This is a genomic window from Rhodothermus marinus (assembly GCF_009936275.1).
Lineage (GTDB): Bacteria > Bacteroidota > Rhodothermia > Rhodothermales > Rhodothermaceae > Rhodothermus > Rhodothermus marinus_A.
Map to the genome: position 1 here is coordinate 458528 of NZ_AP019797.1, position 12107 is coordinate 470634.

Annotated in this window: 13 protein-coding genes; 10 read left to right on the forward strand and 3 right to left on the reverse strand. The window is 65.6% G+C overall.

Features of this window, described 5'->3' with window-relative positions; translation table 11 throughout:
* Nucleotides 1–57 precede the first annotated feature (57 nt).
* Nucleotides 58–822 (reverse strand): DNA repair protein RecO, encoded by a 765-nt coding sequence (recO, locus tag GYH26_RS02100; RefSeq protein WP_161540296.1) that lies wholly within the window; start codon nt 820–822, stop codon nt 58–60.
* 124 nt (nt 823–946) lie between these two features.
* Between recO and GYH26_RS02105 the strand changes: the two genes are divergently transcribed.
* Entirely contained in the window at nt 947–1342 is a 396-nt protein-coding gene (locus tag GYH26_RS02105; protein WP_161540297.1) for a ComEA family DNA-binding protein, read from the forward strand.
* Here the strand turns inward: GYH26_RS02105 and GYH26_RS02110 are convergent.
* Nucleotides 1329–1538 carry a hypothetical protein gene (locus GYH26_RS02110; protein ID WP_161540298.1) on the reverse strand — a complete coding sequence of 70 codons (210 nt, stop codon included), beginning with the start codon at nt 1536–1538 and terminating at the stop codon, nt 1329–1331. The two genes, GYH26_RS02105 and GYH26_RS02110, sit on opposite strands and share 14 nt — an antisense overlap.
* Before the next feature lie 92 nt (nt 1539–1630).
* Here GYH26_RS02110 and GYH26_RS02115 point away from each other — a divergent pair, with 92 nt between their 5' ends.
* On the forward strand, nt 1631–2464 hold the full coding sequence (locus GYH26_RS02115) for a prolyl oligopeptidase family serine peptidase (RefSeq protein ID WP_161540299.1): 834 nt from the start codon (nt 1631–1633) through the stop codon (nt 2462–2464).
* A gap of 10 nt (nt 2465–2474) precedes the next feature.
* Nucleotides 2475–2672, forward strand: coding sequence for a DUF4926 domain-containing protein (locus GYH26_RS02120; protein ID WP_242006555.1), 198 nt, complete (start codon nt 2475–2477; stop codon nt 2670–2672).
* A 50-nt stretch (nt 2673–2722) separates the two neighbouring features.
* Here the strand turns inward: GYH26_RS02120 and GYH26_RS02125 are convergent, their stop codons facing one another.
* Complete coding sequence (locus GYH26_RS02125) at nt 2723–3565, reverse strand: Spy/CpxP family protein refolding chaperone (protein ID WP_161540300.1); 843 nt, start codon at nt 3563–3565, stop codon at nt 2723–2725.
* A 48-nt stretch (nt 3566–3613) separates the two neighbouring features.
* Here GYH26_RS02125 and GYH26_RS02130 point away from each other — a divergent pair, with 48 nt between their 5' ends.
* The 7 genes from GYH26_RS02130 (at nt 3614) to GYH26_RS02160 (ending at nt 12104) form a co-directional block, all read left to right on the forward strand.
* Complete coding sequence (locus GYH26_RS02130) at nt 3614–4138, forward strand: NUDIX hydrolase (protein ID WP_012842928.1); 525 nt, start codon at nt 3614–3616, stop codon at nt 4136–4138.
* A 92-nt stretch (nt 4139–4230) separates the two neighbouring features.
* Nucleotides 4231–6501, forward strand: a complete 2271-nt coding sequence (locus GYH26_RS02135) for a molybdopterin oxidoreductase family protein (protein ID WP_242006557.1) — start codon at nt 4231–4233, stop codon at nt 6499–6501.
* A 16-nt stretch (nt 6502–6517) separates the two neighbouring features.
* Nucleotides 6518–7246, forward strand: coding sequence for a NapC/NirT family cytochrome c (locus GYH26_RS02140; protein ID WP_012842930.1), 729 nt, complete (start codon nt 6518–6520; stop codon nt 7244–7246).
* Complete coding sequence (locus tag GYH26_RS02145) at nt 7243–7455, forward strand: hypothetical protein (RefSeq protein ID WP_012842931.1); 213 nt, start codon at nt 7243–7245, stop codon at nt 7453–7455. The genes GYH26_RS02140 and GYH26_RS02145 overlap by 4 nt, the downstream gene beginning before the upstream one ends.
* A 66-nt stretch (nt 7456–7521) precedes the next feature.
* Nucleotides 7522–9324, forward strand: coding sequence for an ABC transporter ATP-binding protein (locus tag GYH26_RS02150; protein ID WP_014066123.1), 1803 nt, complete (start codon nt 7522–7524; stop codon nt 9322–9324).
* Nucleotides 9325–9331: 7 nt separating this feature from the next.
* The gene (locus GYH26_RS02155) at nt 9332–10312 is read left to right on the forward strand and encodes a ribonuclease Z (RefSeq protein WP_161540302.1); all 981 of its coding nucleotides are present in this window, start codon (nt 9332–9334) and stop codon (nt 10310–10312) included.
* A complete protein-coding gene (locus GYH26_RS02160) occupies nt 10302–12104 on the forward strand; it encodes an ABC transporter ATP-binding protein (protein WP_161540303.1) in 1803 nt (600 codons plus the stop codon). Before GYH26_RS02155 ends, GYH26_RS02160 begins: the two co-directional genes overlap by 11 nt.
* The last annotated feature ends 3 nt before the right edge of the window (nt 12105–12107 follow it).

Consider the following 12107-nt stretch of genomic DNA (forward strand, 5'->3'; position numbering starts at 1 on the left):
GCCGGTCCGGTCAGAGCGATTGGTTCGGGAGCGGCACTTCGACTGCAGGGTGCGCGCTCAGGATCCCGGCCGCAGCGTCTCGAACAGCCGCTCGGCCACGCGTCCGCTGCGCGTGGGAAAGCCTTCGGGAACGTGGTGGTGCAGGTAGGCTTCGGTGAGCTGGAGCAGTTCGTGGCGATGGGAGGGGTTCAGGTGTAGCCGCAGGGCCGTGTCGGGATCGGTCCGTGCCAGAAAGGCGAAGGCCCGCAGCGCCGCCCGCGAGGCCGGTTGCGTCGGCTCCGGGTCGGCCGAACGCGGACGCACCTGTCCGCTGGCCAGCGCCAGCTCACCGCCTTCCGGACCGATCTGTTCGACGAGCGCGCGTTCGATCCGGGGCGCAAAGCCCAGCGCGGCGGCCAGCCGGAGCTGAAACCACGGCAGCAGGTTCCAGGCACGGGTCGGAGCTGCATCGAGCCGGGCCAGCACCTGCCAGAACGTCTCAAAAAACTCCGGCATAGGCTCCTCAGGCGGCAGTAGCGCATGGACCAGCTCCACCATGCGCAGGCTCAGTGTCAGTTTTTCCAGATTGCGACCCAGCTCGGACAGATACTGTGCAAAACTGCTTTCGCTGAGCGTCTGAAGTTCGCGGGTCGGGCGGTAATAAAAGACCACCTGCAGGCAGGAAGGCGGCTGCAATGTGCCGCCGAACCGACTGCCCGGCAGCCGCGCCCCTTTCGCCATGACCGAAAGCCGCCCTTTCGCCCGCGTGAAAAGCGAGGCGATCAGGCTCGTCTCCCCGTAGGGCAGCGTGCGGAGGACGATGGCTTCGGTGCGGATGATCATGCGCCGTGGCAGATGGCTTTATCCAGAAACGCACGCCTGCGCGGAAAGTGTCGAGAAAACGACCGATGCGTGCCAACGTCCGGATTTATCTTTACGTTGAAAGACAACCTGTTGCCATTCAGCCATGAAGCTGCTTCGACGCTGGCTGTCGAACCTTTCGCTCACGCGCACCGAGGCGGGCGTGCTGCTGGGATTGCTTGCGCTGTTGCTGGCGGGGCTGGCCTATCGCTGGTGGCAGCGTCAGCAGCCGGTGCCGCCGCCGACGGCCGAGGAAGCCGCACGCTTTCGGGAAGGGGCGGCGCGCATGCAGCAGGTGCTCAAGCCCGAGCCACTGAACGTCAACACGGCCACGGCCGAAGAGCTGGAACGCCTGCCGCGCATCGGTCCGGTCCTGGCCCGTCGGATCATCGAATACCGTGAAACCCACGGCCCCTTCCGCCGCATTGAGGAGCTGGAGGCCGTGCCGGGTATCGGGCCGAAGACGCTCGAGGAGCTGGCCCCCCTGATCAGGGTCGAGTAGGCGGCTCGGGCGTTTCTTTGTCGTGGTCGGCGCCGTTCGGACGCGCAGCCTGCTGACGTCGGAGGTATTCGGCCGTAAAGCGGCGGGCGGCTTCGTCTTCACGCTGCAGAAACCGGTACACCGGCACCAGCAACAACGCCGCCAGCGCCAGAAAGCCGATCAGCGCACCGAGAATGACCAGCGTGTAGTAGTCCATGGGGAACGTTCGGTCTCTTGCGAATCTGAGTCGAAGCGCTTATTCTGCACGTTAACCGTTTATGTTCGTCTTCACTAAACCCTGCTACACCCATGCATAGCTCTTCCACAACGCTATGGGGGCTGAGCTTGTTGCTCCTGATCGCCCTGGTCGCGCCCCCGGCTCGTGCGCAGGATTGCAGCTGCACGACGCAGACCGGCTTTCTGCTGCGCACGCTGGAGTACAACGGACAGACGCACCACTATCAGGTCTTTGTGCCGCCCGATTACACGCCGGAGCGCACCTGGCCTGTGATTCTGTTTCTGCACGGGGCCGGCGAGCGAGGTACCGATGGCTTCAAGCCGACGGCCGTCGGGATCGGGCAGGCCATTCGGATGAACGTCGAACGCTTTCCGGCCATTGTGGTCTTTCCGCAGGTGCCGCCGGGACGCGCCTGGTTTGGCGAGCAGGCCGAGGTGGCCATGGCGGCGCTGGACGAGGTGATGGCCACCTATTCGGTTGATCCCGAGCGGGTCTATCTGACGGGGCTGTCGATGGGCGGTCACGGCACCTGGTACGTCGCCTATCACTGGCCGGATCGCTTCGCGGCCATCGTGCCCATCTGCGGGTTTATTGTGTTTCCGGAGACGGCCCGAGGATTTTTCGGGGAGCTTCCACCGGGCCAGATGGAAATCCAGTCGGCCGAAGATCCGTACCGCAAGGTGGCCGAACGCATCAAGCACCTGCCCATCTGGGTATTCCACGGGGCCGACGATCCGGTTGTGCCGGTCGAGGCCTCCCGCCGCATGGTGGAGGTGCTGCGCGAACTGGGCGCCGACGTGCAGTACACCGAGTACGAAGGCGTCGGACACAACGCGTGGGATCCGGCCTACGCCGAGTTTGCACTCATGCCCTGGCTGCTTTCGCATCGCCGCCCGAAGGAGTGAAGCGTATCGTATGATGATGTGCGAGCTGGACCGTGTAGTACTGGTGCAGGACCTCCCCGGGCATGGGCTTGAAGCAGGGGACGTGGGGACCGTCGTGCACGTCTACGGTAAGGGCGAAGGCTACGAAGTGGAGTTTATCGGCGGAGAAGGGGAGACCGTGGCGGAGATCACGCTGGGACGTGAAGACATCCGCCCTATGCGGTTCTAAAAAAAACCCGCCGTCGGCCGACGGCGGGTTTTTTTTAGACAGACGAAGCGTCATCCATCATTTCGCTGCACAGCCTGCCAGGCCCGGACCAGCCGGTGGTGTAGGCGGACGATCTCCTGCTGCTCAGGGGTCAGGATTTCGCTCAGCGCCCTGCGGTCGGGGCCCGGCTGCAGCGCCAGCGCGGCCAGTTGTTGCTGCTGCGCGTCGGTGAGGCGAAGCACTTCCAGCATGGCCTTCCGACTGTTTTCCGGCATGGCCTCCAGTCGGTCCAGCCGCTCCTGCTGCTCCGGCGTTAGCAGCTGGCGGAAGCGGGCGCGGTACTGCTCGCGGAGTTGCCGGGCCTGTTCCCGGAACGCTTCGGCCGAAAGCGTGCCTTCGCGCCGCTGGCGGAGCAGTTCGCGCATGGCATCGCCCTGGCGGCGCCGGAGCACGGCCAGCGAATCGCGCTGTGCTTCGGTCAGGTTCAGGTAGTCGGCCAGCCGTGCGCCCCGGGCGACCATCCAGGCGGCCCGACGGGCCGGAGGCCGATCATCCCGGCGGTGCAGCCGTTCGCGGCGCATCCGGCGGTCCGGTCGATCCTGACGCTCCCGCCATCTCCGCCGGGCCGGGCGTTCCCGCTCGGCGCGCAACGGTTCTTCCCAGAACTCTGCGCGCTGTTCGTCGTTGAGTCGGCGTTGCAGCTCGGCGGCCACGTACCAGAAGAAGCCGCCCTGCTCGTAGCGGTCGGCGTGACGCGCGAAGGCCTCGCGGAGCGCCTGCGCGGTCGCCTCGGAGAGCTGCAGCCGCTCGGCCATCCGCTGTGCCACCGCGTTCAGGTCCGGTTGCGACTGGGCCAGCGCGGTCGGCGCGGCCCACACGAGCAGGCCGAGCACCATGGCGCGAATCTTGTTCATGGCATTCCTGTGTTTGGTGAGACGGTTCTGGGTTGCATAACGGAAGCCATGGCGCGCGAGTTGTCACGGTTCTGTGGCGAGTTTCTGGAAAAACCTGACGGACGCATGGTCGAGACGGTCGTACGGGTGGTCGATGTGTACGCGTATCGGCTGGAAGAAGGCCGACCGCGGTTTCTGCTGCTGCGACGGGCGCCGGGCGTCAGCTACGCCGGTCAGTGGCGCATGATCGGCGGGAAGATCCGGCGCGGCGAAGCGGCCTGGCAGACCGCGCTGCGTGAGATCGAAGAGGAAACCGGCCAGCAGCCGCGTCGGCTCTGGGTGGTCCCCTCGCTCAACGCCTTCTACGAGTGGCAGCACGATCGCGTCAATCTGATTCCGGCTTTTGCCGCCGAGCTGACCGACGATCCCGTGCTCAACGACGAACACGACGCCTTCGCCTGGCTCGACGAAGAGGAGGCCGTCGCCCGTCTGCCCTGGCCCGAGCAGCAACGCCTGCTCCGGCTGACCGCCCGGCTGCTGCGCCAGGGCCTGCCGCCGGAAATTTTTGTATTCGAATGCGAAAATGCTCAATGAAATATTGAATACTATTTTGTCTTATTTTTGCGCTTGTGCCGAGAGAAATCCTATCTTGAGGACAGGTTTTCAAGATGAACCTGTCCTTTTCTATGGAAAGTGGAAAACTGACCCGTCGCGAGCTGCTGCAGCGGCTCAGCGCGTTGGCCGGCGGGCTGATCCTGACCGGTCCCATTTCCGGATGTGAGGGCTTCTGGCGTCGCGAGCCGGCCATTCCGGTCGATAGCTGGCACAAAGGGGTCTGCCGGTTCTGCGGCACCGGTTGTGGCATCATGATCGGTGTGCGGGATGGCAAGGTGGTCGACGTCAAAGGCGACGAGTACGCGCACAACCGGGGGCGGATCTGCATCAAAGGGGTGCTGAATCGCGAAATTCTCTACGTCCGCGATCGGGCGCTGTACCCGATGATCCGCCGCAACGGGCGGCTGGAGCGGGCTTCTTGGGACGAGGCCATGTCGTTGGTGGCCGAACGCTTCCGGGAGGCCATCGATCGCTACGGGCCCGACAGCGTGGCTTTCTACGGCAGCGGCCAGCTCTTTACCGAAGAAAGCTACACGGCCAACAAGCTCTTCAAGGCCGGCATCGGCACGAACAACGTGGACGGCAACCCGCGGCTGTGCATGGCTTCGGCGGCGGCCGGATACATCTCGGTTTTCGGAAAAGACGAGCCGATGGGTTGCTACGAGGACATCGATTATGCCACGTGCTTCTTCATCACGGGCTCCAACACGGCCGACTGCCATCCCATCGTCTGGGAACGCATCATGGACCGCAAGCGGAGTCGGCCCGAGACGGTGATCATCGTGGTCGATCCGCGGCGCACGCGCACGGCGCGCCATGCCGATTACCATCTGGCCATCCGGCCGGGCACCGACGTGGCGCTCTACAATGCCATGATCTACGAGTTCATCCGGAACGGCTTCATCGACCAGGACATGGTCGAAAATTACCTGACGTTCCGGGAAGGCGACGCCGAGCGCACGTTCGAGGACCTGAAGCGGCACGTGGCGCAGTACACGCCGGAGCGGGTAGCGCCTGTCTGTGGGGTGGATGCCCGGCAGATCGAAGAGGTGGCCTATCTGTTTGCCGCCTCCGAGGCAACCATGTCGATCTGGACGATGGGGCTCAACCAGCAGGCGCAGGGCACGGCGGCCAACCGGCTGGTCAACGCCATGCACCTGCTCACCGGGCATATCGGGCGGCCGGGTGCCACGCCGTTTTCGCTGACGGGGCAGCCGAACGCCGGCGGCGGCGTGCGCGACACGGGCGCGCTGGCCCACGCGTTGCCCAACGGCCGCGTGGTGGCCAATCCGCAACATCGGGCCGAGATGGAGGACCTCTGGGGCGTGCCGCGTGGCCGCATCAGCCCGAAGCCCGGCTATCACGCCGTGGCCATGTTCGAAGCCATGGCGCGGGGCGATCTGAAGTGTGTACTCATCATGGGGACCAATCCGGCCCAGTCGCTCCCGCACGCCGAGCGCTACCGCGAGGCCATGCAGCGGACCTTCCTGGTGGTGGCCGACGCCATCTATCCCACCGAGACGGCTCAGTTTGCCGACGTCTTTCTACCGTCGGCCATGTGGGTCGAAAAAGGCGGCGTCTTCAGTCAGTCGGAGCGACGCTACCATCTGGTGCCCAAACTGGTCGAGCCGCCGGGCGAGGCGCGCTCGGACCTGGAGATTCTGGTCGAACTGGCCGATCGCCTGGGCTACGGCGACCTGATCAAGGCACGCACGCCGGAGGAGGTCTGGGACGAGTGGCGGCAGATTTCGGCGCATTCGCCCTACAACTTCGCCGGCATCACCTACGAGCGGCTGAAAAAAGAGCGGGGGGTTCTCTGGCCGGCCCCGACAGAGGACCATCCGGGCACCTGCCGGCGCTACGTGCCGGGTGAGGACCCCATGGCAAAAGGCACCGGCCGCTTCGACTTCTACGGGCGGCCCGACGGACGGGCGGTCGTCTATCTGGAGCATCAGCAGCCGTCCAGCGATCCGCGCTCGGACGAATACCCGCTCACGCTGGTGACCGGGCGCGTCTACGAGCACTGGCACACACTGACGATCACCGGCAAACTCGAGGAGCTGGAAGACATCACCACCGACTTTCTGGTAGTGCATCCCCGCGATGCCCATCGCTACGGCATCCGTGACGGCGAGCCCGTGCTGGTCGAGAGCCGACGCGGGCGTGCCGTGCTGAAGGCGCGGGTGAGCACCGACATCACGCCGGGGGTTGTTTTTGCGCCTTTCCATTCGCCCGAGGCGTTGGTCAATCGGGTGGTGAACAATACCGTCGATCCGATTTCCAAAGAACCGGCCTTTAAGGAGAGCGCCGTGCGTATTCGTCCGGCCTCTTCTGCGGCCTGAAACGTCGGTTATTCCTATGAACCGTCTACAACGCATCCTGCTGCGGGTACTGGTGGTCGGCTGGCCCGGACTGGCCTGGGCCGCCGAGGGTGAAACGCCCGGTATCACGTCGGCCGAACTGTTTCGGATCATCGGCATTGTGGCCGCGCTGCTGGGCATCGGCTGGCTGGTGGTGAGCCACTGGCTGCTGCGCGACCGACTGCCCCGCACCTTCTACCACTGGGCCATGCTACTGGGGCTCTTTGCGCTGCCGGCCCTGGCGCTGATGGGGGCCGTCGAGTTCGTCTTCGAAGAGACGAAGACGGTCGCCTCCTGCAATTCGTGCCATGTGATGGAGCCGTTCGTGCGCGACCTGCAGGATCCGCACAGCGCTACGCTGGCCGCCCGGCACTATCGCAACAAGTGGATTCCGGAAAACCAGTGCTACGCCTGCCACACGACCTACGGCCTGCATGGCTCGTTCGAGGCCAAGCGGGACGGCTTTCGGCACTGGTTGCTCTATGTGACCCGGAGCTGGGACGAGCCAATCCAGTACAGCGGATCCTATCCCAACATCAACTGCCTGAACTGTCACGGCGAGACCGATGCGTTTCAGCGCGTACCGTCGCATGGTGCGCTGATGACCGAGCTGCAGGCCGATCGGGTAGCCTGCACAAGCTGTCACGGTCCGCCGCATCCGACGCCGCCCGAGCGGACGCGCCTGCTTTCGGCTGCTCCCGTACACTCATCCCGCGAAATGCCATGAACGCTGCTGCTTCTGTCGATCGTCTGCTGCGTACGGCCGTCGTGCTGGCCATCGTCGGCCTGAGCTGTCTGCTGATTTTCCTGCTCAGCGGCTTTGCCGCCTGGAGCGTGGGCCTCGGGATCTTTCTGGGCGTGCCGCTGCTGATGGTGGCGCTGGTGCTTTACGTGCTCGTGGTGATTCGCGATCTGCGGCGGCGCGGGGCGCTCTGAACCGACCGGATCAGCCGGGCCGGCTCGGGCGTTCGAGACGGGCTGCTGCTGTGGACTGGTTGGCGTATGGGGACGCTCGCCCGGCTGAATCCGTACTTCTGGAAGTACCGGCGGCTGTTTGGCCCCGGCTTGCTCTGCGCCATCGCGTCGGCGCTGTTCGCGATGCTCGCGCCGGGCGTCGTCCGCCAGGCCGTCGATAGCGTGCCCCGCTTCGTGGCCTACTATCGGGCCGTCGAGGGTACCGAAGCCCAGCCGTTCTTCTACGCCTATGCGCTGACGGGCCTGCTCTTCTACGGCGGCGTCATTCTGGGACTGAGCCTGCTCAGCGGGCTGTTCACGTTTCTGATGCGCCGGACGCTCGTGGTGGCCTCGCGCCACATCGAGTTCGACCTGCGTAACGCGCTCTACGAACACCTGCAGCGGCTGCCGCCGAGCTTCTACCGGAAGTTTCCTACGGGCGACGTGCTCACGCGCGCGACCAGCGACATCGAGCAGGTACGGCGCTACGTGGGACCGGCCATCATGTACGCCACGCGGGCCGTGGTGCTCATGGTGGCCGCCATTACCGCCATGCTGCTGATCTCGCCGGAGCTGACGCTCTACACGCTGCTGCCCATGCCGCTGCTGGCGGTAGGCGTCTTCTGGGTGGCGCACCTGGTCCATCAGCGAAGCGATGCATTGCAGGCCCAGTATGCGCGCCTGACCAGCCGGGTGCAGGAAGCGCTCAACGGCATCCGCGTGCTGAAGGCCTACACGCGTGAGGAGGCCGAAGCCCGCGCCTTCGACGCCGAAAGCGAGGCCTACCGTCGCCGCATGCTCGACCTGGCCCGCGTCGATGCCTTCTGGTCGCCGATTTTTCTGCTGCTGACAGGACTTTCGACGATCCTGGTCGTCTGGAAAGGCGGCCAGCTGGCCATGGCCGGCGCCATCACGATCGGTAACATCGCCGAGTTCATCATCTACGTGGCGCTCATGACCTGGCCGGTGGCGTCGGTGGGCTTTGTCCTGTCGATGATTCAGCGGGCGTCGGCCTCGATGAATCGGCTCGTCGAGATCTTTGATACCGAGCCGGAAATCCGGGACGATCCGGCCTGGACAGACGATTCGATCCGGCAGATCGAAGGGCGGATCACGTTCAAAAACGTGTACTTCCGTTACGAGGAAGACGGCCCCTGGGTGCTCGAAGACATCAGCTTCGACCTGCCGGCCGGCGGCGTGCTGGGTATCGTGGGACGCACCGGAGCGGGCAAGACCACGCTGGTCGAACTGATTCCCCGGCTCATTGAGCCGGTGCGTGGCGTGGTGGAGATCGACGGGCACGACGTGCGGCGCATCCCGCTGGCCGTGCTGCGCCGCGCCATCGGCTACGCGCCCCAGGACGTGTTTCTCTTCAGCGACACGGTGGCGGCCAACATCGCCTTTGGCGAACTGGAGGCCGACCTGGCCCGCATCGAAGAAGCCGCCTGCGAGGCCGATCTGCTGGAGAACGTGCGGCACTTCCCGCACGGCTTCGAGACGTTCGTCGGGGAGCGCGGCATCACGCTCTCGGGCGGACAGAAGCAGCGCACGGCGATCGCCCGGGCGCTCATCCGGCGGCCCCGTATTCTCATTCTGGACGATGCGCTCTCGGCCGTCGATACTGAGACGGAGCGACGCATTCTGCGCCAGCTGCGTCGGCACTACGGCAAGCGGACGGTGGTCATCGTCAGCCATCGCATTTCGGCCGTGCAGGAGGCCGATCTGATCCTGGTGCTCGACGAAGGCCGGATCGTCGAGCGCGGGACGCACGCCGAGCTGCTCAAACAGGACGGTCTCTACGCCCGCCTGTACCGGCAGCAGTTGCTGGAGGAGGAGCTGAAACAACTGTAGCGCGATCGTGGAGCTGTTTGTCATTCCGCTGGGGACCGCTTCGGCCGTTCCTACCCGCACGCGGCATCTGTCGTCGGTGGCGCTCTGGCGGGCCGGCCGGCTGCTGCTGTTCGACTGCGGCGAGGGCACCCAGTACCGATTGCTGGCGGCCGAGCTCAAGGCCCCGCGCCTGGAGGCCATCTTCATCACGCATTTTCACGGGGACCACTTCTTCGGGCTGTTCGGCCTGCTGGCGACGCTGGCGATGCTGAACCGCACCGAACCGCTGGTGGTCGTGGGACCGGAGGGAATCGGACGCCTGATCGAGTCGATGCCCGGGCTGTCGGAGGCGGAGCGGGGCTTCCCGATTCGCTACGTGGAGCTGGCGGAGGGATTCGAACACGCGGTGGTGTTCGAGACAGCCGACTACGTGGTGACGGCGCGGCCGGTGGAGCACCGGGTGTTCACGGTGGGGTATCGGTTCGAGGAGCGCACGCGGCCGGGGCGTCTGCATGTGGAGCGGGCACGGGCGCTCGGGGTGACCGAACCCGAACAGTACCGAGCGCTCAAAGAAGGGCGTCCGGTGCGGGTGGGCGATCGGTGGGTGCGCCCCGAGGAGGTGCTCGGGCCGCCCATCCCGGGGCGTACGTTCGCCTACCTGACCGACACGCGTCCCTGCGAGAACGGCCGCCTGCTGGCCAAAGGGGTGGACCTGCTCTACCACGAGGCGACCTTCGGCGAAGTGCACCATGCGCTGGCCGTCGAACGCGGCCATGCCACCGCCCGCGAAGCGGCCGAACTGGCCCGGGCGGCCGGGGCGCGACGGCTGCTGCTCGGGCACTTCAGTGCCCGCTACGAAGACCCGGCGCCGCTGGTGGCCGAGGCCCGCGCCGTCTTCCCGAACACCGAAGCGGCCGAGGAATTGAAGCGCTACGTGCTGCCGCCGCACGCGCCGCGGCGGGCGGCCCTGCAGGCAACGGCCAACATGGCAGACGACCGTGAGCGATAAAACGACACGCGACGAGGCGCCGGGACTGGACCGACGGCTGCTGTGGCGCCTGGCCGGCTACCTGTGGCCCTACCGGGGCTGGGTGGCGCTGGCCTTCTGCACGGTCATGGCCGAGGCGTTTCTGGGACCGCTCCGGCCCAAACTGGTGCAGGTGGCCATCGACCGCCATATCGTCGAAGGCGACTGGAGCGGCCTGCAGCAGATCATCCTGTTGCTTGTGGGCGTGCTCGTCGTGGAAGCGGCGCTGTCGTTCGTGAACGACTACCTGACGCAATGGATCGGCCAGCGGGCGATCTACGACATTCGCACGAAGGTCTATCGTCACATTCAGCGCCAGTCGCTGCGGTTCTTCGACCGGACGCCCGTCGGGCGACTCATCACGCGCGTCACCAACGACGTCGAGTCGCTCAGCGACATGCTCTCGGCCGGCGTGGTGCGCATTCTGGGCGACCTGTTCCGGATCGTCTTCATCGCTTCCTTCATGTTCATGCTGGAATGGCGGCTGGCGCTCGTGACGCTTGCGGTCATGCCGCTCATGATGGCGGCCGTGGCCTGGTTCCGGCGCAAGGTGCGGGAGCAGTACCGCGAGACGCGGCGTCAGATCGCCCGGCTGAACGCCTTCCTGCAGGAGCACATCGGCGGCATGAAGATCGTGCAACTCTTCAATCGCGAGGCCGAGGAGCTGCGCCGCTTCCGCGAGATCAACGACGCGCATCGCCAGGCCCAGATCAAGACGGTCTTCTACTTTGCGCTCTTCTGGCCAGCCGTGCAACTGGTCTCCGACACGGCGCTGGGGCTGGTGCTCTGGGTGGGGGGCCTGCGGGCGCTTGAAGGCACACTGACGCTCGGTGTGCTGATCGCGTTCATTCAGTACGTGCGCCAGTTCTTCGAGCCGATCCGCAACCTGTCGGACCAGTACAACATGCTGCAGAGTGCCATGGCCGGGGCCGAGCGCATCTTCGGATTGCTCGACCAGGACACGGCGCTGCCCGAGCCGGCCCGTCCCGTGCGCGTCGAACGCCTGCGCGGCCACATCGAATTCCGCAACGTCTGGTTCACCTACGACGAGCTGCCGACCGACGGCCAGGAGCCCAACTGGGTACTGCGCGACGTCTCGTTCACCGTCGAGCCCGGCCAGCACCTGGCGATCGTGGGGGCCACCGGTGCCGGCAAGACCACGATCATCAACCTGCTGCTGCGCTTCTATGACGTGCAGCGCGGCCAGATTCTGGTGGACGGCCACGACGTGCGCGACTACGCCCTGCGCGACCTGCGTCGCCACATCGGCCTGGTGCTGCAGGACGTGTTTCTTTTCTCCGGGACGGTGCTCGACAACATCACGCTGGGCGATCCGTCCATTCCTTTCGAAAAGGTGCAGGAAGCCGCCCGCCTGATCGGGGCCGATCGCTTCATTGAACGCCTGCCGAACGGTTACTTCCAGGACGTACGGGAGCGCGGGTTGACGCTTTCGCACGGCCAGCGCCAGCTCCTGTCGTTTGTGCGCGCGCTCGTCTACGATCCCGAGGTACTCGTGCTCGACGAGGCGACTTCCAGCGTCGATACCGAGACGGAGCAGCTCATCCAGCGGGCCATGGAGACGCTGCTGCGCGGGCGTACGGCCATCATCATTGCGCACCGACTCTCGACCATCCAGCACGCCGATCAGATTCTGGTGATGCACCGGGGCGAAATCCGCGAGCGCGGCACCCATCAGGAGTTGCTGGCCCGCGACGGCCTCTACCGGAAGCTCTACGAGCTGCAGTTTATGGAGCAGGCCCGCTCGGCCGCCTGAGTC